The organism is Streptomyces sp. NPDC004610, assembly GCF_040609715.1.
Taxonomy (GTDB): domain Bacteria; phylum Actinomycetota; class Actinomycetes; order Streptomycetales; family Streptomycetaceae; genus Streptomyces.
In genome coordinates this window covers 1-25432 of sequence record NZ_JBEXLA010000036.1, presented here as the reverse complement: position 1 = coordinate 25432, position 25432 = coordinate 1, and the positions used below count along the sequence as shown (strand labels likewise).

The following is a 25432-nucleotide window of genomic DNA, read 5'->3' as shown; positions in this document are numbered from 1 at the left end:
GCCTTCATGATCAGTAACGGCCACCGTGGCGAGAAGACCACCCTGACCTGGCGGAAGTCGTCCTACAGCGGCAGCAGCGAAGGGCAGTGCGTGGAGATCGCCGAGACGACGGGCGCCGTCCATGTCCGGGACTCAAAGACCCCCGAAGCCGCCGCCCTTACCTTCGCCCCCAGCCAGTTCGCCACCTTCCTCAAGTTCGCCTCACAGCACGGCGCCTGAGTCTCGCCCCACTCACCGTGCGTAGGCCCGCCTCCCGTGAGGGAAGGCGGGCCGTCCCGCGACAGCGGACCCTCACCGATTCACTCGTAGTACGCGGCGTAGTACGCGAACCGCTCTGCTGGGGAGAACCCGTCGAAGTCCCCCGCGTCCTCGCAGTACCGCAGGCGCTTCAGCGCCGCCTCGCTCTCCGGCGACGACTGCTCGGCAAGGTACGCCTTGGTCCGCTCCAGCCCCGCGCCGCACAGAAGCTGGATGTCGATGGAGAAGCCAGCTTCCCAACTGGCCATCTTCGCGCTCCAGATCAACAGCACGTCATCAAGGCGCGCGGCCTGGAACAACTGCACGCAGCACAGCTTCATCAGGATCGTGTCGCCGTCGCCCTGACTCTGGCGTTCGAGGCCGATGTGTTCCCTCAGAAGCGCGCGGACCTCGTCAAGGCCCCGCTCATCAGGTCGCAGACCATGACGCAACAGCCACTCGTCCTCGTCCACCGCCGTGCCCCCGTTCCTGCGGTCGCTCACCCTCCGCCAGCCCGAACGTAGAGGTGATCAACCTCCGCTGACAAGCATCACCCCAGGCATGCTTATGTGGCGGCCATGTTCAGTCTCACCCTGTCCCGGCCCCTCAGCGTCGCCGACGTGGTCGCCCTGCTCGCGGCGCTGGCCCCGCCGGGTCTGCGATTGCTGGTGCAGCCTCCCGGGGCCGAGGTCCCGGACGACATACGAGGCGTGTGGGTGACTCTGGAGCCCACACGGGATCCGGCGTGGCCGCTCGGCCTCGTCGTGCACACGGACGCGTTCGACCTCGGACCGTACCCGGACCTGCGCCTCGCTGAGCACATCGCGGAGCGGTTCGGCGCGGACGTGCTGTGCGGCGCCGAGCCGTCCCTCGCGGGTGTCGACCCCGATGATCCGTACTACGCGCTGGCACTGGTCGGTGGCCGGTGGCACCTGGCCAGTACGGCCTTCACGAGGCTCCACGCATCGGGGGAGGAACCGGACGACGAACCCGTCATGCTGATCCGACCGGTCGCGGTCGACACCCGTCGACGGGGCGAGCATCACTGGCATGGTGGACCAGATCAGAAGGGCGTGTGATGCAACAGAACGACGGACAGCCGCCGAGCTTCGCCGAGATGCTGGCGGACTGTCACGCATCCGCGGTGCACTTGGAGATGCGTGACTCGTACGGCATCGCCTCGGAGTCCACGGACTTCCAGGCGTGGCTCGCCGGGGACGACAGCAGTCGGCACGACCGCACCGGGCGTCGCAAGGTGTGGCTCGACCTCGTGAGGGAGGCCACCGCCCGTGGCGTCGTGATGCGCCGAGCCCGTGTCGTCTCCCTGCCGACCTCGCAGTACATCAAGTTTTCCCACGAAGGCACCCACCTGAATGTCGAGGCGGGCGAACAGGTGCGCTGGCTCTCGCGACGGCAGGCGTCGGACCTCGCCCTGCCGGGCAACGACTTCTGGTTGTTCGATGGGCGAGTGGTCAGGTTCAACCACTTCACCGGAGAGGGCGGCTCAGGCGGCCCCGAGGTGACCGAGGCCCCCGCCGTCGCCGCCCTGTGCTCGTCCGCGTTCCAGTCGGTGTGGGCACGGGGCACTGAGCACAGCGCGTTCGAGGTCGACTAGATCACGCGGACCTGAGCCCGTTGCCCCGACCGCGCAGGGCAACACACTCACCGCAGATAAGTCTTCTGCCATTCGATGGACGTCATGCTGAGCGCGGCCTCGGCCAGGGACTGGGCCGCGGCTGTCTTCAGCTTGGCGACGCTGCTGTCGATCCAGGGCTGGACGTTCGCGCAGCCCTGCTCGCGGTACTCGACGGCCTGGAGGAGGCATTCGAGTTTGTCGGCGTCATGGGCGCAGATCACTTCGAGGGAGTCGCCGTTCTCGTACTCGTGGACGATCTCCTGCGCGCCGGCGCGGACGGCGGGGTGCGCGGCGGAGAGCTGGTCGGCGGTGACGTCCTCGTTGGTGGCGGCGGTGAGATAGCGGCGGCCGATGTGGGGGATGTCGCCGACGCGGGTTTCCTGGGTGTCGTGCCAGAGTCCGAGGAGGGCGGTCCTGGCAGGGTCCGCGCCCTCCATCATGGCGAGGACGGAGCCGATGAGGGCGACTCTGAAGCTGTGTTCGGCGATGGTCTCGGGGTCCTTGACCCCGGCGATCCACCACCCGGTGCGCTTGGCGCGCTTGAGCATCCCCATTTCCATCAGGAAGCCGGTCGTGCCCTTGGCGTGCTCCGGCTGCTCTGTGTCCGGCATGTGTGGTATGTCCTCCCATGCGTCATGTGCGGTGCTCGCGTAGAACGTAGTGCACGGTGGTGAGTTCCCGCCGTGATCGCGGGGAAATCCAGTCGTGGTCGAGCAGCCTGGTGGTGTGGGTGCGCAGGGTGTCCGTCAGAGCGGGGTCCGCGAGCGGCAACCACGCGCGGGTGGCGAGCAGGGCCCGGATGGACGGTCCGGCAGGGCGGCCCGTTGCCGCTGTGGGACACCATCGAACAGACGCTCACCGCATGGCGGGACGCAGGCAGCCCGGACATCGCCACCGTACGGCTCCGCGTCACCAGCCAGACGCGCATCTACTGGATCGAGGGCCACCCCGCTCTTCGCCGGCAGCACCCTCTCCTGTGACGGTGGGCCGGATCCCGCCAGCGGCAGCGCCCCGTGCCACTACGCTGCCCCACAAGAACCCTCAGAACTGTCAGAGCCCAAAAGGGCCCCCTCAGCATCCCCAGAACCCCCAGGAAGCCATGGACCACGACGAACCCCTGTCGGATTGGGCGCGGCGCCGGGACGGGAGTATCGGGCGGCTGCGGGCCGTCCCGCTCGTGCCCGGCGACGCACCCCAGGGCTCGCATCTGCACCCCGACGCCCCCCGCGTCATCCAGCGGTGGAACGGCTACTGCTGGGAACCGCACGGCTTCGCCGTGGACCTCGCTGAGGCGCGGAGGATCCTCCACCCACCCGACGAGCAGCCGCCGGCGCCGGAGCAGCCCTCGTCCCCGCCGCTCAGGGCCGGGCGCGGCAGGCATCGCAAGCCCCGTCCTGAGGCGTAGCTGGCATCGCAAGCCCCGTCCCGGCGCGTAGCCGGCATCGCAAACCCCGTCCCGGCGCGTAGCCGGCACCGCAAACCCCGTCCCGGCGCGTAGCCGGAATGAGACACCGGCCGCCGTCGGTCACGGGTGTGGTGACTCTCGGTGGCCGGATCTACGGCGGGCGTGACCCTCCGCGACCGCCCCCCATCCTCACCACGCCCCAGCCCTTGCGCGTACCCAGGGGCGCACCGTTATAGTGAACCGAACGAATGGTCGGTTGGGAAGTCTGGGGAGATCCAGGAAAGCCCAGGCACGCTCAGGAAGCTCAGGGAAGGCGGAGGGGATGGCCACGACGGACCCGGAGGGACTCGCGTCCTACTTCGAGGCGACGATCGCCCGCGACCAGCGCATCGAGCCGCGTGACTGGATGCCGGACGGCTACCGCAAGACCCTTGTCCGCCAGATCGCCCAGCATGCCCACTCGGAGATCATCGGTATGCAGCCCGAGGGCGAGTGGATCACGCGGGCGCCCTCGCTGCGCCGCAAGGCGATCCTGTTCGCCAAGGTCCAGGACGAGGCCGGGCACGGGCTGTATCTGTACTCCGCCGCCGAGACCCTCGGCGCCGACCGCGCCGATCTCACCCAGCGGCTGATCGAGGGGCGTCAGAAGTACTCGTCCATCTTCAATTATCCGACCCCGACCTTTGCCGATGTCGGGGTCATCGGGTGGTTCGTGGACGGCGCGGCGATCTGCAACCAGGTGCCGCTGTGCCGCAGCTCCTACGGGCCGTACGCGCGGGCCATGGTCCGGGTGTGCAAGGAGGAGTCCTTCCACCAGCGGCAGGGATACGAAATGCTGATGACCATGATGCGCGGCACCGACGCCCAGCGGGCCATGGTGCAGGACGCGGTGGACCGCTGGTGGTGGCCGTCGCTGATGATGTTCGGCCCGCCCGACGACGACTCGCCCAACTCCGCGCAGTCCATGGCCTGGAAGATCAAGCGGCACAGCAATGACGAACTGCGTCAGAAGTTCGTCGACATGACCGTGCCGCAGGCCGAGAAGCTGGGAGTCACCCTGCCCGATCCCGAGCTGCGCTGGGACGAGGAGCGCGGTCACCATGACTTCGGGACCCCCGACTACAGCGAGCTGAAGCGGGTCATCAGCGGGGACGGGCCCTGCAATGACGAGCGGATGCGGCGCCGTACCCAGGCCCATGAGGACGGTGCCTGGGTCCGCGAGGCCGCCACCGCCCATGCCGCCAAGCAGGCGGCCCGAGCCCGCGCGGAGGCCGTGGCATGAGTCAGAGCAGTGGTGGGAGTGGTGGGAGTGGTGGGACGGTGAAGGACGGGTGGCCTTTGTACGAGGTGTTTGTGCGCGGCAAGCGCGGGCTCAACCATGTGCATGTGGGGTCGCTGCACGCCGCCGATGACGAGATGGCCCTCACCCACGCCCGCGACCTCTACACCCGCCGCAACGAGGGCGTCAGCATCTGGGTCGTGCGCTCCGAGCACATCGCCGCCACCACCCGCGACGAGAAGGACCCGTTCTTCTCGCCCAGCGCCGACAAGGTCTACCGCCATCCGACGTTCTACGACATCCCCGAGGACGTCCCGCACATCTAGGAGAGCCGGATGACGGACCGGACACGACGAGAGGGGGCCCGGCGATGAGCGACGACCATGTCTATCTCAGTCTCGCCGAGGGGCATGACGACAGCGACGCCCGCTGGGCCTTCGGCACCGGCTTCGAGGACCCGCTGCACGGGGTGGACACCACCGTCCCCGACGGGGTCGACGGCGTCGCGCTCGCCGCGACCTGTCTCGCGCTCGGCGATGACTCCCTGGTGCTGGCCCAGCGGCTCGCCGAGTGGGTCACCCTGGCACCCGAGCTGGAGGAGGAGGTCGCCCTCGCCAATATCGGCCTCGATCTGCTCGGCCAGACCCGGCTGCTGTACTCCCGCGCCGGACAGGCCGACGGCACCGGACGCGGGGAGGACGCCTACGCCTACTTCCGTGGGCCGGAGGAGTTCCGCAGTGTTCGGCTGGTCGAAGTGCCCAACGGGGACTTCGCGTTCTCGGTCGGGCGACTGCTCGTCTTCGCCAGCTGGCGGCTCGCTCAGTTCACCGAGCTGTCCGGCTCCCCGGACCCGGTGCTCGCCGCCATCGCCGCCAAGGGTGTCAAGGAGCTGACCTACCACCGGCAGTACGCCGCCGAGTGGACCGTCCGCCTCGGCGACGGCACCGACGAGTCCCGCGCCCGGATGACCGCCGCGCTGACCGCCCTCACCCCCTACCTCGCCGAACTGTTCCGCGCCCACGACGCCCGTGACGCCGTCCTCGGCGATCTGGGTCAGGTGCTCACCGCCGCCGGGCTGGAGCTGCCCGAGCCCGCCCCGCTCGCCGGTGACGGACGGCTCGGCGCGCACACCGAGCATCTCGCCCCGCTGCTCGGCGAGTTGCAGGGCCTGGCCCGCGCCCACCCGGAGGCGACATGGTGACCGAGCTGACCGCCGCCCGCCGCGCCCGGTATGTCGCCGAGCGCGTGCCGGACCCCGAGCTGCCCATGCTCACCCTCGCCGACCTGGGCGTCCTGCGGGACGTCGGGGTCGGCGAGGACGGCACGGTGGTCGCCTCCCTCACCCCCACCTACTCGGGCTGCCCGGCGATGGCCGAGATGCGCGCCGATGTCGCCGCCCGGCTGCACGCGGCCGGGTTCGAGCGGGTCGAGATCCGTACGGTGCTGGATCCGCCCTGGACCACTGACTGGATCACCGAGACCGGGCGCCGCAAGCTCACCGAGCACGGCATCGCCCCGCCCGGCCCCGCCCCCCGCCACCCCGCGGGCCCCGTACCCCTGCTCCTCTCCCCGACCCGGCACACCGTCCCCTGCCCGCTGTGCGGCTCCGCCGACACCGAGGAGACCTCCCGCTTCGCCGCCACCTCGTGCAAGGCCCTGTGGCGCTGCCGCGCCTGTCACGAGCCGTTCGAGTACGTCAAGGAGATCTGATGGCCGAGCTGACGGCACCACCCGGCACCCGCGCCACCGGCCCGACGGCCACCGCCGGGACCGTTGACACCGCCACCGCCGCCGCCCGCCGACGTACCCGGCCCGTCTTTCACACCCTGCGGATCGCCTCCGTCGAGCGGCTCTGTGAGGACGCGGTGGCCGTGGCCTTCGCCGTGCCCGAGGGGCTCACCGCCGCGTACGCGTTCCGGGCCGGGCAGTCGCTCACCCTGCGGCGCCGGGTCGACGGACGCGACGAGCGGCGGTCGTACTCGATCTGCTCACCGGTCGGGGCCGCGCCCCGGATCGGGGTGCGCGAGGTGCCCGGCGGGCTCTTCTCGTCCTGGCTGGTGCGCGAGGCGCGGCCGGGTGACGAGGTCGAGGTGATGGTGCCGACCGGGCTGTTCACCCCGGACCTCACCGTCCCCGGGCACCATGTGCTGATCGCCGCCGGGTCCGGCATCACCCCGATGCTCTCCATCGCCGAGTCGGTCCTCGCCGCCGACGACCGCTCCCAGGTCACCCTCTTCTACGGCAACCGCCGCAGCGACACCGTGATGTTCGCCGACGAACTGGCCGACCTGAAGGACGCGTACCGTACGCGGTTCCAGCTCGCCCATGTGCTCTCGCGCGAGCCCCGGGAGGCCGAGCTGCTCTCCGGGCGGCTGGACGGCGACCGGCTCGCCGCGCTCGTCGGGGCGCTGATCGACGTACCCGGCGCGGACCACTGGTGGCTGTGCGGGCCGCACGGGATGGTCAAGGACGCCCGGGATGTGCTCGGCGGGCTGGGTGTGCCGCGTGAACGGGTGCATCAGGAGCTGTTCTTCGCCGACGACGCCGAACCGCCCGCCCCGCTGCGCCGCACCGAGCCCAAGGCGGACGGCCCGGTCAGCGAGGTGACCCTCACCCTCGACGGCCGCTCCACCACCGCCGCGCTGCCCCGGGACCGCAGTCTGCTGGACTCCGCCGCCCGCGTCCGCTCCGATGTGCCGTTCGCCTGCAAGGGCGGCGTCTGCGGGACCTGCCGGGCCAGGATCACCGACGGCGAGGCGGACATGCGGCGCAACTACGCGCTGGAACCGGCCGAGGTGGACGCCGGGTATGTGCTCACCTGCCAGTCGTACCCGGTGTCCCAGACGCTGACGGTCGACTTCGACAGCTGACCGGCCGGTCAGCCCGGTCGGGGCCCGTCGGGCCTGCGGAAGCCCATCACCTGCTCCACGATGTCGTCGCTCAGGCTCGGCGTGGTCAGCGGCGGGTCGTCGGGGCGCTGCCGCAGCCCGTTCAGCAGGATCTCCAGATAGCGGCGCCAGATGTCGGGGCGCATGCCCTGGGTGAAGCGCGTGGTCCCGGCCAGCATGTGCACGATCACCGGGAAGTCGGACGGGGTCACCTCCGGCCGCAGGTCCCCGCTCTCCTGCGCGCGCCGGATCAGATCCGCGAGATAGGGCCGCAGTCCGCCGCGCGCCCGCTCGATGGGCGCCGAGCTGTGGCTGCCCATCATGATGACCTCGTGCAGCCCCCGGTTGTCCGCGAGGTCGCCCGCCATCAGCACCAGGAAGTCGACCAGGCCCTGCCAGGGGTCGGGGTGGGCGAGGGCCTTCTCGGCGCTCTCCTGGCGCAGCCGGAGGTCATGCTCGAACAGGGCCCGCACCAGGGCTTCCTTGGTGGGGAAGCGGCGGTAGACGGTACCGACGCCGACCCCCGCGTGCCGGGCCACGTCGTCCAGGGTGACCTTCAGTCCGCGTTCGCCGAAGATCTCCCGGGCGGCCTGGAGGATCTTCTCCCGGTTGAGTGCGGCGTCCCGGCGCAGGGGACGACCGCCGTCACTGGATCCGGCGTCTCGGGACATCTCCGTCATGCCCTCATGCTAACGCCGAGGTCCGGGGCCCCGGCCCGGGGCCGGAGCGCGCCGTCGTTCACCTGGTGTCGAAGGTGATCGCGAAAGTGAAGCGGTCGCCCCGGTAGTGGATCGACGCCACATCGACCACCCGGTCCGCCAGGTCCCGGGTGATGCCCACGCAGTACAGCACCGGCGCGGTCAGCGCGATGTCCAGCCGGGCGGCGATCTTGGGGGAGGGCAGCCGGGCCGCCGCGCTGTCCTCGATCAGCCCGATCCGGATCCCGAGCCGGTCCCGCAGGACGGCGGTCATCGGCATCCGCGCCAGATCGGCGACATCGATCCGGGCGGCGACGGAGGGCAGGACGAAGTTCTCCGCGAAGCTGGTCACGTCCCCGCCCTCCCGGCGCAGCCGCCGGAACCGGACGACCTCGGGGGTGTCCGGGAAGAGGGCGGCGAACTCGGGCGGCGGCGGGCCCGGCTCCGGTGCCAGTACCTCCACGTCGGTGCCGGCCTGCTGGGAGACCACCGCGTCCACCGAGCCGAGCAGCTTCAGCGGCGGACGCCGTACCGGCTCCTCGGCGTAGGTGCCCCGGCGGCGGTGACGGGTGATCAGGCCCTCGTCCTCCAGCTCCTTGAGCGCCTGCCGCATGGTCATCACGCTGATCCCGTAGTGCTCGGCGAGTCTCTCCTCGGCGGGCAGCCGCCGGGGGTCGCCGGGGCGGCGGGCGGCGATACAGGCGCGCAGATGCTGGGACGCCTGGTACCAGAGGGGGAGTTTCTGGTTGAGAGTGACCGGTGGGAGGCGCAGCAACGGTTCGGCCGCACCGTCGTCCGTCGGGGCAGCGACTTCGTCCATAGGGGCAATTCTAGGGAGGCCCCGGAGTGGGTCTGCCGGATGTCTTGACAGCGGTGGTGGCCCTGCCTTTACTTACCGGACAATCAGACGACCAATCGTTCGGTCGGTAGATCTTCCCCCACCTCCCGGCCCACCCGGCCGGGAACGTCCCCTCGTCCTTCCCCGTCGCCGGAGGGCGGACCGGGCACCGACCGTGCCCGCTCCCTTCACGCGACCGCGCGCCCGGTCCGTACGCGCACCACCGTGCCCGTCCGGCCGCGACCGGGCGGGTCCGCTCCCTGCCGTGTTCCCGCGACCGCTGCGGCGGACCGGCTCCTCCCCCTGCCAGGAGGCACACCCATGACCGTCGACCAGCCTGTGTCCCAGGCCGTCACCCCCGCGCGGGTCCGCCCGCTGCGGGTGGCCACCGCCAGCTTCATCGGTACCGCCATCGAGTGGTACGACTACTTCATCTACGGACTGGCCGCCGCGATCGTCTTCGGCCCGCTGTTCTTCCCGTCGGTCTCCCCGGCGGCCGGCACCCTCGCCTCCTTCGCCACCTACTCGGTCGGCTTTCTCGCCCGCCCGGTCGGCGGCATCGTCATGGGCCACTTCGGCGACCGGGTCGGCCGCAAGTCCATGCTGGTGATCTCGCTGCTCACCATGGGCGTGGCCACCGTCGGCATCGGGCTGCTGCCCACCTACGCCACCATCGGCGTCTGGGCCCCGGTGCTGCTGGTCGTGCTGCGCTTCGTGCAGGGCATCGGGGTCGGCGGTGAGTGGGGCGGCGCGGTCCTGATGGCCGTCGAGCACGCCCCCGAACGCCGCAAGTCGTTCTACGGCAGCTTCCCGCAGATGGGGGTGCCGGGCGGACTCATCCTCGCCAACCTGGTGTTCCTCGCCCTCACCACCAATCTGAGCAGCGAGGCGTTCCTGTCCTGGGGCTGGCGGGTGCCGTTCCTGGCCAGCGCGGTGATGGTGATCGCGGGGCTGGTGATCCGGCTGACCGTCACCGAGAGCCCGGACTTCGAGCGGGTGAAGCGGGAGAAGGCGGAGCTGCGGATGCCGTTCGTGACCGTGCTGCGCGAGCACTGGCGCGAAGTCTGCCTGTCCGCCGGGGCGTTCATCGGGATCAACGCCCTCGGCTATGTCTTCATGGCCTATCTGCTGGCGTACACCACCACGGTGCTGGAGCTGAGCCGCAATCTGATCCTCACCTTCACACTGATCGCCTCGGTGGTGTGGCTCGCGGTCATCCCCTGGGCCGCCGCCCTCACCGACCGGCACGGCAGGCGCCCGGTGCTGCTGACCGGCTCGATCGGCCTGGTCGGCTGCGCGGCCCTGCTCTTCCCGGTGGTCGACACCGGGGAGCCCGCGCTGGTCCTGACCGCGCTGCTGGTGACGGCGTTCTTCATGGGTGTCGTCTACGGGCCGATCGCGGAGCTGTTCTCCGGCCTCTTCAAGGCCGAGGTCCGCTACAGCGGGGCCTCGCTGGGCTATCAGCTGGGGTCGATCCTGGGCGGCGGTATCGCCCCGACCGTCGCCACCGCCCTCTACAGCCAGTGGTCGTCCTCGACCCCGATCACGCTCTATCTCGTCGGAGTCACCCTGCTCAGTCTGCTCAGTGTCGTCCTGGTCACCCGCAGACTGCGCTGACCCGCGGACTGTGCTGACTCGCGGACGGGGCTGACCCCCCGCGCCTTCTCGTCGACCCGCCCGTGTTCTTCATGTCCCGGGGATCTCCCTGACCAGGAACTGGAGAGATCTTCTCCACATGAATGCGTTCCCGGGGCGGGTCGACGGTGTGGTGGGGCGATGCTCAGGCGGAAGCCCGCGCCCCGTCCTCGGCCGGTCCGGTGTAGAACACCGACGAACCCTGCTTGGACCGCTGCGCCTGGCTGCGGGCCACCAGTCCTTCCAAGGTGGTCCGCACGACGGTGATCTTCACCGTGCGGTCCGGGTGCTGCTCGCTGAGCGCACCGGTGATCTCGGCCGCCGAACGCGGCTCCTGCTGACCCGACAGGTGCTCCCGGATGAGCTGCACCAGGGTGGGCTGACCCGTCGCCGGGTCGGTGGCGGCGTCCTTCGGCGCCGCGGCGGGTGACTCGGCGCCGTTCTTGGCCGCCTTGGCGGTCTTGGCGGCCGATGCGGCCGGTGCGGACTTGGCCGCCGGGGCCGCCTTCTTGGCCGGGGCGGCCTTCTTCGCGGGCGCGGCCTTCTTGGCGGCGGCCGGCTTCTTGGCGGGTGCCGACTTGGTGGCACCCGCCTTCTCGGCTGTCTTGTCCGCTGTCTTCTCGGGCGCCTTCTCGGCGGCCTTCTCGACCGGCTTCTCCGTGGCCTTCTCTGCGGCCTTCTCGGTGGCCTTCTCGGCCGTCTTGGTGGCGGCCTGCTTGGTGGCGGTGGCCGTCTTGGTGGCGGTCGCCTTGGCCGTGGCCGGCTTGGCCGTCGACGACTTGGTGGCGGCCGACTTGCCCGCCGTCGCCTTCTCGGCCGTCTTCGCCGGGGCCTTGGCCGGCTTCTTGCGCGGTGCGGGCACCACCGCCGGGGCCTCGGCCGGGGCGGCTTCGGCGGCGGCCGGTTCGGCCGGCGCCGACGGGGTCACCGGCTCGGCGGAGGTGACTGACCCACCCGCCGCGGCGGACTCACCCCGCTCCGCGGGAACACCCAGTGCCTCCTGGAGGCTGGTCAGCACCACCTGGTCGCCCTGGAGCCCGGTCAACCGCTCCTGAAGTGCGGCGATGTCGGAACTGACCTGCTCCTGCTCCTTGAGGTTGTGTTCCAGATCCTCGGAGACCTTCGCTGCGTACTGCGATGTCACCCCGGGCACGGACGTGGTGGGTTCGGACATAGTGTTCACAACCTTCCTGACACAGTGGTTGACCCGATAGTACGGAACCCATGCCCCGACTGACATCAGGGTCCTGTTCACAGGTCACCCTAGAAGGCGCTGTGCTAAGGGTCAGTTACTGACTCAGTCCCTCAATGAGCCCCGGCGGACGGGCTCTTGGGCCCTGGAAGCCGGTCGGAGTCAGTGCGGACGACTGTTCCAGTGCCGTACGCAGCTCCGCCATCGTCGTCGTGTCCAGCCACTCACCATGGGTGTCACCCCCGGCACCGGGCCGATCCGGCTCCCCCGGGGACATCTCCCGCAGCAGCACCAGCGGCTGGAGCCCGCCGCGCACATCGAGCACCTTGAACCGGGTGCCCGGCCGGAAGACCAGCCGATCGGGTGTGTACGGATCGATGTCACCCATGAGCCGGCCGGTCAGCGACCACACCGCGTACCCCGGCCCACCCGCGCCCAGCGCGGCCGTGGACACCATGGCGCTCCACAGACCGTGGTCCACCACGACCGCCCGGTCCATGAACCAGTCGGCCACCCGCTCCGGCACCTCGGTGCGGACGATCGCCGCACCCCGGTGGGGCGGCAGCCTGCGCACACCGGCGGCGGCACAACGGGTCAGCGGGAGATGGGCGCCCAGGCCGCCGTCCAGCAGCGCCGGTTCGGCCCAGGCCCACTCCTCGGCCAGGTACAGCCGCAGGGCGGCCAGGTCGGCGCGGGCGCCCACCCGCTCATCGAGCCCGGAAGGGCGCTCCACGGCCCGCCCGGCGCCGGACAGCACCGCGGCGGCCTCGGCCATCGCGGAGCGGTACCGGGCGCCGTACTGACTCCACAGCCGCATCCGGTCCCGGGCCAGTCCGCCCGCGCCCCGGGGCGCCGTACCGGCCACGGCGGGCGGCACCGGCTGCACCCGGGGGAGCGGGGCCGGGCGGGAGGGGCGCGGCGGGAACACCGAGGGCAGCCCGGCGTCCGGTGCGTCGGGTGTCTGGGTCACCTTCATGGCTGCTCCCGGTAGGTGGCGGCGCAGCGGGGGCTGCGGACTCAGCCGGCAGATACCCCAGACCATGACAGCAGCGCGATCGGGCGACGACGATTCGGCCGGTGGTCGGCGCGAAAGGGAACCGGGGCTGCCCGTCCGTGCCATGACACGGACCGGCAGCCCCGGTGACCCACTCCGGTGCTGAGCCCTATGACACCTGCCGGGCGGCCTCCGTGTGCGGGAGGTCCGCCGGGAGGAGCAGGGTCAGGGCCTCCAGATCGGGGCTGGCGACCTGACCCAGACGGCCCGCCTGGCGGGTCATCATCGTCTCCACCAACTGCCGGGCCAGCCGCGCGTTGCCGAAGGAGCGGGTGCGCGGAATGGCCGCCAGATGGGCGTGCAGGGTCGCCAGGGTGTCCGGGGCGCACTTGTAACCCGCGCCGGACGTCATCTCCTCGACGATGGCGACCAGCTCGTCCGTGCTGTAGTCCTCGAAGGCCACATGCCGGGTGAAGCGGGACGCCAGACCCGGGTTGGACTCCAGGAAACGGCCCATCTCGGCGGTGTACCCGGCGACGATGACGATGGTCTCGTCGCGGTGGTCCTCCATCAGCTTCAGCAGGGTGTCGACGGCCTCCCGGCCGAAGTCCTGCGGGGAGTTCTCCGGGGTGAGGGTGTACGCCTCGTCGATGAACAGCACCCCGCCCTTGGCCCGCTCGAACGCCTCCGAGGTCAGCTGCGCGGTGTGCCCGATGTACCGGCCCACCAGATCCGCGCGGGCCACCTCGATCAGCTGGCCGCGCTGGAGGATGCCGAACGAGCGCAGCAGATCCGCGTAGAGCCGGGCCACCGTGGTCTTACCGGTACCGGGCGGGCCGGAGAAGACCAGATGGTGACTGACCTTCGGGGTGGGCAGCCCCACCGCCTGCCGCTGCTGGGTGGTGGTCAGCAGATCCAGGATGCCCCGTACCTCGCGCTTGACCGCGCCCAGCCCGATCATCCCGTTGAGCCGGGCCAGCACATCCGAGTCACCCGGCACGGACGAACCCTCGCCGCGCACCTCGGCCGCCTCCGCCTCACCCACGTCCTCCGGCAGGATCAGCAGCAGATCCGCCTCGTCCGGGTCGGGCACCGACGCCAGCCGGAACGACTGCCGGTCCACCATCTCCTCGAACACCCGGCGGGCCGCCCGCCCGTTGCCGAAGGTGGCGTCCCGGGGCATCGCCGTGAAATGCACATGGAGCGCCTGCACGGCGAGCGGGTCCAGGACATAGCTGTGCGCGGCGCACATGTTCTCGGTGATGGTGACCAGCTCGTCCACCGAGTAGTTGGTGAACTCGATGGTCCGGGTGAAGCGGGAGGCGAGCCCCGGGTTGGCGGCCAGGAAGTTCTGCATCTCCTGGGAGTAGCCGGCCACGATCACCACGACCTCGTCGCGGTAGTCCTCCACCAGCTTCACCAGGGTGTCGATGGCCTCCCGGCCGAAGTCCGCGCCGGAGCCCTTGCTGTCCGACAGCAGCGTGTACGCCTCGTCCACGAACAGCACCCCGCCCAGCGCCCGTTCGAAGACCTCGGTGGTCTTGATCGCCGTACCACCGATGACCTGGGCGACCAGATCGGAGCGGGACACCTCCACGATATGGCCGGAGGACAGCATGCCGAGGTCGGCGAGGATGCTGCCGTAGAGCCGGGCCACCGTGGTCTTACCGGTGCCGGGCGGGCCCGCGAAGACCAGATGGCGGCTCATCGGCGGGGCCGGGATGCCCAGCTGGGCGCGGCGCTGGGAGAGCCGGGCCAGATTGACCAGCGTGCTCACCTGGTGCTTGACCCCGGCCAGCCCGACCAGCGCCTCCAGATCGGCGAACGGGCCCTGCGGCTCGGCCGGGGCGCCGTCCTCACCGGTCACCCCGGGGGCCGTGGTCTGCGCGGCCGGGTCGGCGCCGGGCCAGACGTCCGGGGCGTGATTGTCGGCGCTGGTCAGGTCGGACACCGTCAGCCGGGGTCCCGGCTTGCCCGCGCGCAGCCCCGCGCCCTTGTTGCCCCGGGTGGCGCAGCCGGTCACCGACACCTGCTCGGCGCTGTCGATGCGGATGCCGTCGCCGCCGTTCTCGGCGCTCTCACAGCCGCTGAGGGTGGCCCGGCCGCCGCCCGCGATCAGCACCCCGTGCTTGCCCGACCCGGAGACCCGCAGCCGGACGAGGGTCAGCTCGCCGCCGTCCTCCACGATCACCCCGGTCTCCGTGGCGCCGGTTATCTCGCTGTCGCGGAGCTGGCCCAGTCCGCGCGGGCCCACCGACACCCCCGACTTGCCGGCGCCCCGGATCACCGAGTTGCCGATCTGCGGGTTGCCGTGGCCCTCGGTGCGCAGGCCGTGACCGGTGGCCGACTCGATCGTGCAGTCCTCGATGCGGCCCCGGCCGTCCTCGGCGACCTGGATGCCGGGTCCCTTGGCGCCGGTGATCAGGGCCCGCCGCAGCAGGGGGTTGGCCCCGGAGCGGATGGACACCCCGATGCCGCCGGTGTCGGCCACCGTCAGCCGGTCGAACTCCGCCGCCGACTCATTGACGAGCTGGATGCCGATGCCCTCGCTGTCGGCTACCCGCGCCCCGGTCAGGGTCGGCGCGCTGTTCTCGTCGACATGGATGGCGGGCTGGGCGGCCCCGGTGAACTCGCAGTCGGTGTAGGTGCCCCGGGAGCGCTCGGTGACGATCAGACCGCTGCCGCCGGTGCGGGCCGTGCCGCAGGTCCGCAGTTGCGGATCGGAGCCGGCCGCCACGACGAAGCCGTGCCCGGTGGTCTTGGTGATCCGTACGTCCTGGAGCGTGACCCGGCTGGAGGAGGCGAGATACGCGCCCACCGCCCCGCCGTGCACCTCGGTGCGGGTCACCGACACCGAGGTGGCGCCCTCCAGGGCGATGGCCGGCTTGTCCGTCGCGGAGATCTCGCAGTCCTCCACCGAGCCCCGGGAGTTGCCGTTGGCCAGCAGCCCGTTGCCGCGCGCGTCGCGCAGGGTGCAGCCGCGCACGGTGGCCCGGCCCTGCTCGCCGATCACCACGGCCGAGGTGCCCAGATGCTCCACCAGGCAGTCCTCGATGATCGAGCCGGTCGGTCCGGTCTCCACGATGCCCGCGCCGATCGGGTTGGTCACCCGGCAGTTGCGCATGGCGAGCGATCCGGTGCCCCGGCTCAGCACCGCCGCCCAGCCGCCGCCGATCACCTCGCAGCCGTCGAGGGCGACCTGGCCGCGGACCGCGTCCACCACCGGCAGATCGCTCTCGCCCGCCCGCAGCACCAGATCGGTCAGCATCACGGCGTCCGCGGCGAGGGTGACCGCGCTGCCCCGCACGGGTTCCACCCGCACCGAGCCACGCGGCCCCTCCGCGACGAGGGTCACCCTGGTACGAACGGTCAGCGCCTCGGCGTAACTCCCGGGCTGGATGCTGATCACCGCACCGGACTGGGCCCGGTTCAGTGCGTCTCCGATCGTCCGGAACTCGCCCGCGCCGTCCTGGCCTACGGTCAGAAGCTGGCGTGCCACGGGCCCGTCCTCCTCAATTCTGGGTGCTGCGCCGATGTGTTGTCGGGGGGTGGTCGGCCGATGCTCGGCTGGTGGTCGGGATCGGTCAGGTGTAGGTGGGTTGTTGTGCAGGATACGGCCTGGACGGGTCAGTCGGTCCTCGATGTGGGGTCTTGTGCGAACAACAGCGCGGTGGGGGAAGGCTCCCCGCCGGTGAGCGTGGCCTGTACCCGTCTGGACACATCGGACTGGACGCCGGGATCGGGGGCGGGCGGGCGCAGTTCGGCGGCCAGCCGGTCGGACAGCTCCCGCCCCTGGGCCAGGCCCCATTCCTTGGCGGCCTTCCGCGTCCGGTGGTCGCGGGGGTCGTGGCCCTTCTGCGGGGCCAGTTCCAGATAGCGGTGGTAGGCGGCGGCGACGCGGTGCGCGACCAGGTCCACCAGATCGGCGTGGAGCCGCTGGTACCGGGCCGCCGGGGAGCCCGGAGCGGCCCGGCCGGGCTGGGGGAGCGGGTGGGGGCCGTTCATCGTCCGCAGGGCGAGGCCGCGCCAGAGCGCGGCGTCGTCCGGCCGCATCGCGCCCAGGAAGTCCCGGGCCCGCGCGAAGTCGGGCTCCCGCCGCTCGATCGCCCGGTCCCGGGCGGTGGCCGCCGGATGCCGGGACGGCTGCGCCGGTACGGACGGCCCTGGGCGGGACCGGGGATCGACGGTGAGCCGGGCGAGCGCCTCGGTGGTCTCCCGGACGGAGACCGGGCCCGGTGCGGGCGCCGGGGCGGGCGCGGGCCGGTGGGCGCGGGCGTCGAGGGTCCGCAGGGCGACGGCCACGGCGTCGGCCGCCCGCCGGAAGGCCGCCCGGTCGGTGGGCATCCCGCGCCGGAACCCCTTCGCCCGGGACCGGTCGGCCCCCGTCAGCCGCTCCCGCAGCTCCCTGAGCGCCGTCGGCACCGCCGGATCGAGGGCGGCACCGGTGGCGTGCGCGGCCACCCGCCGCACCAGCGCGGCCCGGTCGTCCTCGGCCAGCATCAGCCGACGGCCGCCGTCCGGCCGCTCCGCGGTCAGGGTGTCGGTACGGTCCAGGACCGACGCGATCTGGTCCGCGAACGCGTCGTCGAGGATCGCGCGGGCCGCCGGGACCGGGAGCGCCGTCGCCGGGTCGTCGAGGCTCCGGGCCCATGCGTACCCGCTTCTGGCGACCGCGTTGATCTGGTGGAACGAGACCTCCAGCGCCCGGTCCGTCATCATCGCGTCGCCGCCGGGATGGCGCAGCTCCGGATCCACGTCGTAGTAGCGCAGTTCGAGCAGGGCCAGACCGGGGGCGTGCCGCCCGCCATGGGTGTCGAGGGGGTAGTCGCGCATACCGACCGCCTGGTCCTGGGTGACCGGGCCGCCCCTGCGCAGGCTCCCGAGCAGTACGGTCCTCAGATACATGTCCGGGGTGACCCCCTGGGCGGTGGTGGCCCGCAGCAGCCGTTCGGTGCGCACCCGGTGCTGGCCGATCTTGTGGGCGTAGTCGGAGGCGATGCGCTTCAGATCGCTCTTGAAGCGGGTCGCGATGTCGTGCCGGTTGGCGTCCAGGAAGTCCTGGGCCGCCAGGGGGAGCGTGCCGAGGAGGTCGGCGAAGGACACCCGGGACGCGGCGGGCAGCCGGTTCTTGGTCAGCCGGTCGAAGAACACGTCGTTCATCGGGTAGGCGATCAGATGCGAGTGGGCCAGCCACAGATAGCCGTGCAGCGCGGCCACCCCGGGCAGGGTGCGCAGATACGGCAGGAACGCGGGCTCCACCGTGCGGGCGACCAGGGTCGAGGCGTACCAGGCGGTGATCCGGTCGGCGAAGGCGCGTCCGGCGGCGAACAGCTCGGGGTCGAACTCGTTGTGGTGGTGCAGCAGGGTCAGATCGAGCACCTGGGTGAGCGCGGCGGTGGGCGCCCCGACCGTGAACTGGACATAGGAGGCGTCGGTGTTGTCCCGGGGTGGTTTGCCCACGGTGGTGTCCTGGAACTTCTCCAGCACCGTCCAGCCGTCCCGCCGGGTCAGGAGACTGGTCAGGGTCACCGGATGGTGGTGCTGACCCACCAGCGACAGCCGCATCCGGGCGTGCCGGTGCAGCGCCAGTCCCGTGCCGGGGGCCATCCGGCCGTCGTCGCCGGGCAGGGTGGCCATCGGCGGCATCACCAGCTCCGGGATCCAGACGGTCTCCTTGCCGATGGCCCCCTGCCGGCCCGCCGCCTCCCGGGCCGCCTCCCTGCTCTCGTAGTGGTCGTTCCCGACCCGGTAGTAGCTCTCCTTGTCGAGGGTGATCTTGACCCCGGTGTCGTGCACGGCGACGGTCATCTTGTAGCTCGCGTCCGCCGGGAGCCGGTAGAGCGGGAAGCGCAGTTCGGCCTCCCAGGAGGTCGCGGCGTAGTCGTGCCGGACGGGCGGGTCCACCAGGGCGTCGGCGTAGCCGACGGCGGTCCCCCGGCCGCCGTCGCCGTCCCTGTCGCCGTCGCTGTCCGGGAGGATCACCCTGCCGCGCGGATCGATCAGGACGGCCCGGGTGTCGAGGGGTCGGACATCGAGCGCGTCGACACCGATCAGCGCGGGGTCGGGGCGGTGGGGCCGGCCGACCGGCGGCGCCTCGGTGACCCTGCTGTCCGCACCGGCCTGCATCTCGACCCAGCGCAGCCCCCCGGTGGTCCACTGGGCGGCGTAGGCGTGCCCGACCTCGGTGGTGCGGCGGGTGAGCACGACCGCGGTGGTGCCGGGCTCGGCCCGCTCCAGCCGCTCGGCCAGCGACCGCCAGGAGGTGACGGCCGCCCAGCCGGGGCCGGGCGCCAGCTCCTGCTCCGGCCCGGCGGTGCCGAGGGCGAGGTCGTCGCGGACGACTCCGGCGCGGGCCCCGCCGGGCAGCGGGGTGCCGGGCGGGGCGGGGTAGAGCTGGCGCAGCAGATGCCGCACCAGCACCACACAGTTCACCTCGACCGTCGTACGGACCTCACGGCCCGCCTCCCGTACGGCGGTCTCCGCGGCCCGCGCCACCGACCGCGACAGCGCCTCCGGGCTGAACGGCCGGGGATCGGGATCGGGATCGGGGGCGGGGGTGCCGTGGGTGTCGCCCTCGTCGGGGTACGCGCTCGTGCCGGTCCGGAACTCCTCGCGCAGCCGCAGGGACAGTTCCTGGGCGCGTACCAGGGGCGGACGCGGGTCGTAGGGGGACTGGTACAGCTCATGGGCGACGAGGGCGGCGAAACCGTCGTACAGGGTCCGGTACGCCTCTTCGTCGGGGGTCTGGCCGTCGGCGCGGTCGGGCGGGGGCGGCCGATGGGTCCCGGCCATCACCTCCAGCGCCCGCGCGGTCCAGCTCCGCCCGGTGTCGGGCAGCAGATGCCCGAGCCAGGTCCGCGCCGCCTGGAGCCGGGACTGCCAGCGGGGGAGGAGGGTGGTGTCCACGGGGGGGTAGGGGGTGAGGGTGGGGGTGGGGCTGGGGTCGGGCTGGGGTTGGGGGTCCGGCTCGGGACGACGGGGCTGGGGCTGGGGCTGGGGCTGCGGGTCCGGCTCGGGACGACGGGACTGGGACTGGGACTGGGCCTGGGGCTGCGGGTCGGGGTTGGGGGCAGGGGCATGGGTGGGGGCAGGGGTGGGGTCCGGGGCGAAGCGGACGCGTCGGGGGGTGGGGGCGTCGGGGCGGGCGGGTGCCGTGGTGTTCCGGTCGGTCGGGTCGGTGGTGGGCGGCGTGCGGAGCAGGCGCGCGGTGTCGACGGCCACCCGGAGGGCCTCCGTCGCCTTCCGGTACTCGGTGCGCGCGGAGTTCAGCGCCGGGGTGTCGCCGGACGGGATCCGGGCGAGGGCGGCCCGGGTGGCGGTGTGGAGGCGGCGCAGGGTGGCGGTCGCGTCCGGGGACAGGGGGGCGCCCAGCGCGTGGTCCACGGCGGTCCGGGCCAGCAGGTCGCGGTCCCGCGTCGGCAGCAGCGGCACGATCTCCCCGTCGCCCGGCGCCTGGAGCCCCTCCAGCCGGTGGAAGACCCGCTCCAGCCGCCGGACCAGCGCGTTCCCCTCCAGCAGGTCCCGGGCCGTGTCCGGGGTGAGCACCGAGGCCGGGTCCCGCACCCGCAGGGCGAGTCCATGGGCGTCGGCCGCGGTCCGCTGGACCTGCCGGAACGAGACGGCGGCGGCGTTCTCCGTCATCCGCCAGGGACGGTGATGCGCGCGCAGTTCCGGATCGGGGGCGAAGTACCGCAGCTCGACCAGGGGCAGGCCGGGTTCGAAGACCCCGCCGAGGGTGTCGAGGGCACGGTCCTTGACGCCGAGGGCCGCGTTCTGGCCGACCGGGCCGTCCGGCCGGGCCCGGCCGAGCAGCATGGTGTCCAGATAGGCCCGCGCGGTGACGCCTTCGTCGTTCCTGTCCCGGAGAGGGTCGTCGGCGAACCCGTCGCCGGGACGGCCGGACCCCGGGCCCCGCAGATCCAGCAGCAGCCGGGACGCCCGTGCCTCGAACCGGGCGGTGATGAAGCCCCGGTCGCCGCTGAGGAACGTACGGACGATCGGGTCCAGGGTGGTGAGCAGGTCCGCGAAGGGCACCCGGGACGCGGCGGGCAGATGCCCCTTGAGCAGGGTGCCGGGGTAGAGCCGGGACTGCACGGGGAGGACGGCGACCTGGGTGAAGCCCAGCCAGGCGTAGCCGTGCAGCGCCGAGAGCCCGGGGAGGCCGGTCAGGAAGGGCAGTTGGGCCGCGCGCACGGTGAGCCCGGTGAACGCGCTCGCGTAGCGGACGGCGAGGTCGTCCGCGAAGTCCCGTCCCGCGCTGAGGATCTCGTGGTGGCGGTCGCTGCCGGTGTGGTCGAGCGCGAGGTCGAGCAGCGAGGTCAGGGCCTCGGTGGGGACACCGGCGGTGAACTGGAGGTAGTCCAGGTCGTCGAGACCGACCGGGGGCGGGCTCACCACGACCTGGCGGGCCGCGGGCTTCACCGTCCAGCCCTCGTCCCTCGTCAGCAGACGGGTCAGCCGGACCGGTTCGGGGGCCCCGGTGACCTGCCGCAGGGCCGCGCGGGTGCGGGTGTAGAGGGCGATGCCCTCCTCGGCGGAGAGCCGGCCCGCCTCCCGTTCCCGGTCCAGCACCGCGAGCGCCGGGGTGACGAGTTCCGGGATGGGCAGCAGCACCTCCTCGAAGCGGCCGTGCCCGGCCTGGCGCGCCTGCCGCCGGTCCTCGTAGAGCTTGCGCCCGGCCCTGTGGTACTTGCCCTGGTCGACGACGAGCGTGGCGCCGGAGGTGTGGGTGGCGAGGACGGTCCCGAAGTCGGCGTCCGCCGGGAGGTTGCCGAGGGGGAGCGGGAACTCGGCCTCGGCACCCGTCCCGCCGTAGTCGCGCCGCGCGGGCGGGTCGGTGAGGGCGTCCACCAGACGGTGCGCGGAGGAGGCGGGCAGCGCGTCGGGGACGACCCGGCCCCCGGGGCCGAGGACGACGGCCCGGGTGTGCAGGGGGCGGATGTCCAGGGGGTCGGTGCCGAAGGACTCCGGGCCGGGCAGGTGGGGGAGCCCGGCGGGGGGCCGGTCGGTGATCCGGCTGTCGCCGGTGGCCTGCATCTCGATCCAGCGCAGTCCCTCGGCGGTCCGGGTGACGGCGTAGGCGTGGCCGATCCGGGTGGTGCGCAGGGTGAGGACGAGGGCGGTGGTGCCGGGGGCCCCGTCGCGGACGGCGTCGGTCAGGTCGCGCCAGGAGCCGACGGGGCGCCAGTGGGCGTCCGGGGCCAGCAGCCAGTCGGCGCGGGAGGTCCCGAGGGCGAGGTCGTCGCGGGCCCGGGTGGGTCCGGTGCGGGGGAAGACGCCGGGGGTGTCGCCGGGGGTGTCGCCGAGGTAGAGGTGGTGGGTGAACCGGCGGAGCAGGATCACGCAGTTGACGGGGGTGAGCGTGCCGTCGGGCGCGGTCCTGGTGTCCGGGGGGAACTCCTCGTCGGCGGCGGCGGAGGCGTCCCGTACGGCTTCGCGCAGGCGGCGGTCGTCGAAGGCGGGGGTGCCGGGGGGTGGCGTACCGGTGGTGTCCTGCGGGTCGGTGTCCACGTCCATGGCTATGGCCATGGCCGCCATGCTGTGGCGGTCGGATCCGGTGTCCATGTCCATGTCCATGTCGACATCGACGTCGACGTGCATGTCGGTGCCGGTGTCCATGCCGGTGCCGGAGTCGCCATCGCCATCGCCGTCGCTCTCGCTCTCGTCGGCGTGCAGGGCCGAGCCGCCGCGGAGGCGTTGGGCCGGGCCGCCGCGCCCGAGGGTCTCCAGCACCCCGTGGGCGTCCCGTAGGGCCTGGTCGGCGCCGGGCAGGCCGAAGGACGCCGCCCGCTGGAGGTCCCCGGTGATGGTGAGGAGCCGGTCGGTCACCTCGGGTGAGAGCGGGGCGCCCCCGGACCGGGCGGTGGACACGGCCGAGGCCAGCGCGGTGCGGTCGCCCAGGGAGAGGACGGGCCGCGCCCGCCCCCCGCCCATCGGTTCGGCCAGGCCCTCCACGGACTCGAAGAACCGCGCGAGCCGGGTCACGAGCGGGTCGGACAGCAGCCGGGTCCAGGTCCCGGTGTGGGCGGGGAGCGGCACCCGGGCATGCCGGCCGGCCTGCTGATGGGCGTGGCGGGCGGCGTCGCCGAGTTCCCGGAGGGAGTTCTCCAGGGCCAGGTCCGAGTGCAGGTCGGGGGTGAGGGGGTCGCGGAGATCACCGCGGGCCCAGTAGTGGCGCAGTTCCAGCAGGGCGAGCGGGTAGGGGAAGTGCCGGTTGACGGTGTCCATGGGCTGGTCCTCCATGCCGACCATCTCCCACTGACTGACCGGGGCACCGGACTGCGAGGCGCCCAGCAGGGCCGTCAGCAGATAGTCCCGGGTGCTGGCGGGGTGCCTCTCGTCGGTGCCGTGCCGCTCGTCCAGCAGACCGCGGAGATCGAGGTCACGGGCGTCCGGACGGTTGCTGAGGTTCCGTACCAGGGTGCGCAGTCTGCCCTCGAACTGGCTGATGATCGAGGCCCGGTTGTCCCGCAGGAAGTGCCGCACCTCGGGGCTCAGGGCGGCGTGCAGATCGGCGAAGGAGTTCCGGGACGCGGCCGGGAGCAGATTCTTGCGCAGCCGCCCGACGAAGTACCGCTCGGCCAGCGTCGGCGCGGCGACATGGTTGAACAGCAGCCAGGCATGGCCGTGCACCTCGGCCAGCCCCGGCAGATACGGCAGGAAGGGGTAGTAGGGCCAGGCCAGCTCCTGCCGGAGCGCCTCCCGGGCGAACCGCGCGGTGACCACATCGGCGAACGCCCGCCCCTCCGCGAGCAGCACCCGCAGCCGGGGATCCGCCAGCCGGTCCCGTACGACGTCCAGGACGGGAGTCAGCCCGGCGGGCGGCACCCCTATGGTGAACTGGTCGGACGTGGCGTGGTGGGCGCCCACCGGGGAGGGCCGCAGCAGGACGGACCCGGCCTCGGGCAGCACCCGCCAGTCCGGGTCGTCGGCCAGCAGCGCCACCAGACTGACATCGGTGCCCGCCAGGTCGGCGCCCTCCAGCAGCCGCCGAGTGCGCAGATGGGTGCGCAGACCGTCCTCCAGGGGCCGCCCTCCCTCGTCCGGCAGCACCGCCAGCGGCGCGCTGACCAGCTCGGGGACCATGAACTCCTCGGCCCGGGGCTCCCGGTGGGGCAGCGCCGCTGCCGCCGCCTGGTGCGACGAGTACAGCCGGTTGTCGCCGCCCCGGAAGAACGGCGCCTTCTCCACGACGATCAGCGACCGCGCGGTGAGGTGCTCGGCCAGTATCTGCTTGAGGGCCAGCGGCCGGTCCGAGACGAGTTCGTACATCAGCTCGGCCTCGAAGCCGAGGGCGCCGTAGGGGGTGGTGGGGAGCGGGTCGGTCAGCGCGTCGGTGACGACGGGGTCGGGGGCGTCCGGGGCGGGCTCCGTGAGGGCGTGGGGCCGGACCTGGCCGTCGGCGCCGACGATGACGGCCTGGGTGTCGGTGGGCTGGTGGGCGGGCGGGCGCGGGTCGATCCGGGGTTCGCCGTCGCCCTGCATCTCGATCCAGCTGGTGCTGGTGCCGACGCGATGGGCCGCCTGGGCGTGGCCCTCCTGGTCCGGGATCCGGCTCTGGGTGAGGATCAGCGCGGTGGAGCCGGGTCCTGCCTCGGTCAGGGCGTCCTCGACGGTCTTCCAGGAGGTGATGGTGGTCCAGCCGGGGCCGAGGGCCAGCCGCTGGGCGGCCCGACCGCTGCCGATCTGGATGTCGTCCTGGGTGACGGCGGGCCGGATCCCGCTGCCGCCGGGTACGCGGTCGGGGGACAGGGGCAGGGACAGGGACAGGGGGAGACCGGCCGCGAGAACGGCCTCAAGACCGGCCTCGGCGTAGAGGCGCTGGGTGAAGTTCTGGAGCAGGATCACACAGTTGATCCAGGTGAGGGGTACGGGGGTGCCGGGCGGGAGCCGGTGTGCCGCGAGGTACTCCGCGCGGGCGTCGGCGGCGGCTTCCCGGACGGCGGTGTGCAGCTTCTGGTCCTGACGGGCGGCGGCTAGGTCGGGGTCGGGGGTGGGGGTGGGGGTAGGAATGGGGGCGGATATGGGGGTGGATATGGGGGCGGATATGGGGGTGGGGGTGAGGCTGGAAGTGGGGATCGGGCTGGGGGTGGGGATAGGGATCGGGCTGGCGGTGGCGTGGGGGCTGGGTTCGGGGGTGGAGTCGGGGTTGGGAGTGGGTTCGCGGGTGGGGTTGGGGGCGGGTTCGGGGGTGGGCGCGGGGGTGGGTGACGCTGTGAGGTCGGCGAAGTCCGGGAGGTCCCTGAGGCCGGGGACGGTGAAGGGGCGGGACTCCAGGGTGAGGTCCTGGGGGGTGGCCCAGGTGGTGTCAGAGGGGGTGGCCCAGGTGGTGTTCCAGTTGATGTTCCCCGCGTTGTCCAGGGCGCTGCCCAGGGTGTTGTTCCAGGTGGTCCCCGGTGTGGTGGTGTGCGGGGAGGGCAGGACGGTGGGGCGGGTTCCGCTGGTGTCACGTGTCGATGGGGCCGATGTCGGGGCCTGCGTACCGGATGTGCCGGGGGGCGGGGTGTCGGTGGTGCGGGTGACCGGGAGGACGGCTCCCAGGCCGAGTTTGGTGGTGATGTCGTTGAGGGTGTTCTTGAGGCCGGAGCCGAGGAACTCGGCGTTGATGTCGAGTGCCCTGGTGAGGCGTTC

The 25432-nt window shown here is 72.4% G+C and carries 19 protein-coding genes; 11 read left to right on the top strand and 8 right to left on the bottom strand.

Features of this window, described 5'->3' with window-relative positions; genetic code table 11:
- Nucleotides 1-6 precede the first annotated feature (6 nt).
- Nucleotides 7-219: a DUF397 domain-containing protein gene (locus ABZX40_RS32120; protein WP_355745519.1), complete on the top strand. Its 213-nt coding sequence runs from the start codon at nucleotides 7-9 to the stop codon at nucleotides 217-219.
- An 80-nt stretch (nucleotides 220-299) separates the two neighbouring features.
- Here the strand turns inward: ABZX40_RS32120 and ABZX40_RS32115 are convergent, their stop codons facing one another.
- Nucleotides 300-710 (bottom strand): hypothetical protein, encoded by a 411-nt coding sequence (locus ABZX40_RS32115; RefSeq protein ID WP_355745522.1) that lies wholly within the window; start codon nucleotides 708-710, stop codon nucleotides 300-302.
- A 105-nt stretch (nucleotides 711-815) separates the two neighbouring features.
- On the opposite strand from ABZX40_RS32115, the gene ABZX40_RS32110 reads away from it, so the two are divergent.
- Together ABZX40_RS32110 and ABZX40_RS32105 are read left to right on the top strand one after the other, a co-directional pair.
- Nucleotides 816-1316, top strand: a complete 501-nt coding sequence (locus ABZX40_RS32110) for a hypothetical protein (protein WP_355745525.1) — start codon at nucleotides 816-818, stop codon at nucleotides 1314-1316.
- The gene (locus tag ABZX40_RS32105; RefSeq protein WP_355745528.1) at nucleotides 1316-1852 is read left to right on the top strand and encodes a DUF6879 family protein; all 537 of its coding nucleotides are present in this window, start codon (nucleotides 1316-1318) and stop codon (nucleotides 1850-1852) included. The genes ABZX40_RS32110 and ABZX40_RS32105 overlap by 1 nt, the downstream gene beginning before the upstream one ends.
- A gap of 47 nt (nucleotides 1853-1899) precedes the next feature.
- Here the strand turns inward: ABZX40_RS32105 and ABZX40_RS32100 are convergent, their stop codons facing one another.
- On the bottom strand, nucleotides 1900-2484 hold the full coding sequence (locus ABZX40_RS32100) for an HD domain-containing protein (protein WP_355745531.1): 585 nt from the start codon (nucleotides 2482-2484) through the stop codon (nucleotides 1900-1902).
- A gap of 213 nt (nucleotides 2485-2697) precedes the next feature.
- On the opposite strand from ABZX40_RS32100, the gene ABZX40_RS32095 reads away from it, so the two are divergent.
- The 7 genes from ABZX40_RS32095 (at nucleotide 2698) to paaE (ending at nucleotide 7427) form a co-directional block, all read left to right on the top strand.
- Nucleotides 2698-2853: a hypothetical protein gene (locus ABZX40_RS32095; RefSeq protein WP_355745534.1), complete on the top strand. Its 156-nt coding sequence runs from the start codon at nucleotides 2698-2700 to the stop codon at nucleotides 2851-2853.
- Nucleotides 2854-2972: 119 nt separating this feature from the next.
- On the top strand, nucleotides 2973-3278 hold the full coding sequence (locus tag ABZX40_RS32090; RefSeq protein WP_355745536.1) for a DUF6087 family protein: 306 nt from the start codon (nucleotides 2973-2975) through the stop codon (nucleotides 3276-3278).
- Between the two features lie 322 nt (nucleotides 3279-3600).
- A complete protein-coding gene (paaA, locus tag ABZX40_RS32085) occupies nucleotides 3601-4560 on the top strand; it encodes a 1,2-phenylacetyl-CoA epoxidase subunit PaaA (protein ID WP_355745539.1) in 960 nt (319 codons plus the stop codon).
- A complete protein-coding gene (gene paaB, locus ABZX40_RS32080) occupies nucleotides 4557-4883 on the top strand; it encodes a 1,2-phenylacetyl-CoA epoxidase subunit PaaB (protein ID WP_355745542.1) in 327 nt (108 codons plus the stop codon). The genes paaA and paaB overlap by 4 nt, the downstream gene beginning before the upstream one ends.
- Nucleotides 4884-4927: 44 nt before the next feature.
- Nucleotides 4928-5758, top strand: coding sequence for a 1,2-phenylacetyl-CoA epoxidase subunit PaaC (gene paaC / locus ABZX40_RS32075; protein ID WP_355745544.1), 831 nt, complete (start codon nucleotides 4928-4930; stop codon nucleotides 5756-5758).
- A complete protein-coding gene (gene paaD / locus ABZX40_RS32070; RefSeq protein ID WP_355745547.1) occupies nucleotides 5752-6267 on the top strand; it encodes a 1,2-phenylacetyl-CoA epoxidase subunit PaaD in 516 nt (171 codons plus the stop codon). Before paaC ends, paaD begins: the two co-directional genes overlap by 7 nt.
- Nucleotides 6267-7427 carry a 1,2-phenylacetyl-CoA epoxidase subunit PaaE gene (gene paaE, locus ABZX40_RS32065; protein WP_355745550.1) on the top strand — a complete coding sequence of 387 codons (1161 nt, stop codon included), beginning with the start codon at nucleotides 6267-6269 and terminating at the stop codon, nucleotides 7425-7427. Before paaD ends, paaE begins: the two co-directional genes overlap by 1 nt.
- Nucleotides 7428-7435: 8 nt before the next feature.
- Here paaE and ABZX40_RS32060 read toward each other — a convergent pair whose 3' ends face one another.
- Together ABZX40_RS32060 and ABZX40_RS32055 are read right to left on the bottom strand one after the other, a co-directional pair.
- Nucleotides 7436-8125 carry a TetR/AcrR family transcriptional regulator gene (locus tag ABZX40_RS32060; RefSeq protein ID WP_355745552.1) on the bottom strand — a complete coding sequence of 230 codons (690 nt, stop codon included), beginning with the start codon at nucleotides 8123-8125 and terminating at the stop codon, nucleotides 7436-7438.
- Nucleotides 8126-8183: 58 nt separating this feature from the next.
- Nucleotides 8184-8963, bottom strand: a complete 780-nt coding sequence (locus tag ABZX40_RS32055; protein WP_355745555.1) for a GntR family transcriptional regulator — start codon at nucleotides 8961-8963, stop codon at nucleotides 8184-8186.
- 339 nt (nucleotides 8964-9302) lie between these two features.
- Between ABZX40_RS32055 and ABZX40_RS32050 the strand changes: the two genes are divergently transcribed.
- Complete coding sequence (locus ABZX40_RS32050; RefSeq protein ID WP_355745558.1) at nucleotides 9303-10598, top strand: MFS transporter; 1296 nt, start codon at nucleotides 9303-9305, stop codon at nucleotides 10596-10598.
- A gap of 163 nt (nucleotides 10599-10761) precedes the next feature.
- Here the strand turns inward: ABZX40_RS32050 and ABZX40_RS32045 are convergent, their stop codons facing one another.
- The 4 genes from ABZX40_RS32045 to ABZX40_RS32030 all read right to left on the bottom strand — a co-directional run.
- The gene (locus ABZX40_RS32045) at nucleotides 10762-11790 is read right to left on the bottom strand and encodes a hypothetical protein (RefSeq protein WP_355745561.1); all 1029 of its coding nucleotides are present in this window, start codon (nucleotides 11788-11790) and stop codon (nucleotides 10762-10764) included.
- 115 nt (nucleotides 11791-11905) lie between these two features.
- A complete protein-coding gene (locus ABZX40_RS32040; protein WP_355745564.1) occupies nucleotides 11906-12784 on the bottom strand; it encodes a hypothetical protein in 879 nt (292 codons plus the stop codon).
- A 187-nt stretch (nucleotides 12785-12971) separates the two neighbouring features.
- Entirely contained in the window at nucleotides 12972-16301 is a 3330-nt protein-coding gene (locus tag ABZX40_RS32035) for a right-handed parallel beta-helix repeat-containing protein (protein WP_355745567.1), read from the bottom strand.
- Between the two features lie 128 nt (nucleotides 16302-16429).
- A partial coding sequence (locus ABZX40_RS32030; protein WP_355745570.1) for a toxin glutamine deamidase domain-containing protein occupies nucleotides 16430-25432 on the bottom strand: 9003 nt, incomplete at its 5' end.

Excerpts from the sequence above, each read along its gene's own strand:
- ABZX40_RS32100 (WP_355745531.1), bottom strand. The coding sequence starts at position 2,484 with ATGCCGGACACAGAGCAGCCGGAGCACGCCAAGGGCACGACCGGCTTC.
- paaA (WP_355745539.1), top strand. The coding sequence starts at position 3,601 with ATGGCCACGACGGACCCGGAGGGACTCGCGTCCTACTTCGAGGCGACG.
- ABZX40_RS32055 (WP_355745555.1), bottom strand. The coding sequence starts at position 8,963 with ATGGACGAAGTCGCTGCCCCGACGGACGACGGTGCGGCCGAACCGTTG.
- ABZX40_RS32090 (WP_355745536.1), top strand. The coding sequence starts at position 2,973 with ATGGACCACGACGAACCCCTGTCGGATTGGGCGCGGCGCCGGGACGGG.
- paaE (WP_355745550.1), top strand. The coding sequence starts at position 6,267 with ATGGCCGAGCTGACGGCACCACCCGGCACCCGCGCCACCGGCCCGACG.
- ABZX40_RS32105 (WP_355745528.1), top strand. The coding sequence starts at position 1,316 with ATGCAACAGAACGACGGACAGCCGCCGAGCTTCGCCGAGATGCTGGCG.
- paaC (WP_355745544.1), top strand. The coding sequence starts at position 4,928 with ATGAGCGACGACCATGTCTATCTCAGTCTCGCCGAGGGGCATGACGAC.
- ABZX40_RS32045 (WP_355745561.1), bottom strand. The coding sequence starts at position 11,790 with ATGTCCGAACCCACCACGTCCGTGCCCGGGGTGACATCGCAGTACGCA.
- paaD (WP_355745547.1), top strand. The coding sequence starts at position 5,752 with ATGGTGACCGAGCTGACCGCCGCCCGCCGCGCCCGGTATGTCGCCGAG.
- ABZX40_RS32040 (WP_355745564.1), bottom strand. The coding sequence starts at position 12,784 with ATGAAGGTGACCCAGACACCCGACGCACCGGACGCCGGGCTGCCCTCG.
- ABZX40_RS32060 (WP_355745552.1), bottom strand. The coding sequence starts at position 8,125 with ATGACGGAGATGTCCCGAGACGCCGGATCCAGTGACGGCGGTCGTCCC.
- ABZX40_RS32120 (WP_355745519.1), top strand. The coding sequence starts at position 7 with ATGATCAGTAACGGCCACCGTGGCGAGAAGACCACCCTGACCTGGCGG.
- ABZX40_RS32110 (WP_355745525.1), top strand. The coding sequence starts at position 816 with ATGTTCAGTCTCACCCTGTCCCGGCCCCTCAGCGTCGCCGACGTGGTC.
- paaB (WP_355745542.1), top strand. The coding sequence starts at position 4,557 with ATGAGTCAGAGCAGTGGTGGGAGTGGTGGGAGTGGTGGGACGGTGAAG.
- ABZX40_RS32050 (WP_355745558.1), top strand. The coding sequence starts at position 9,303 with ATGACCGTCGACCAGCCTGTGTCCCAGGCCGTCACCCCCGCGCGGGTC.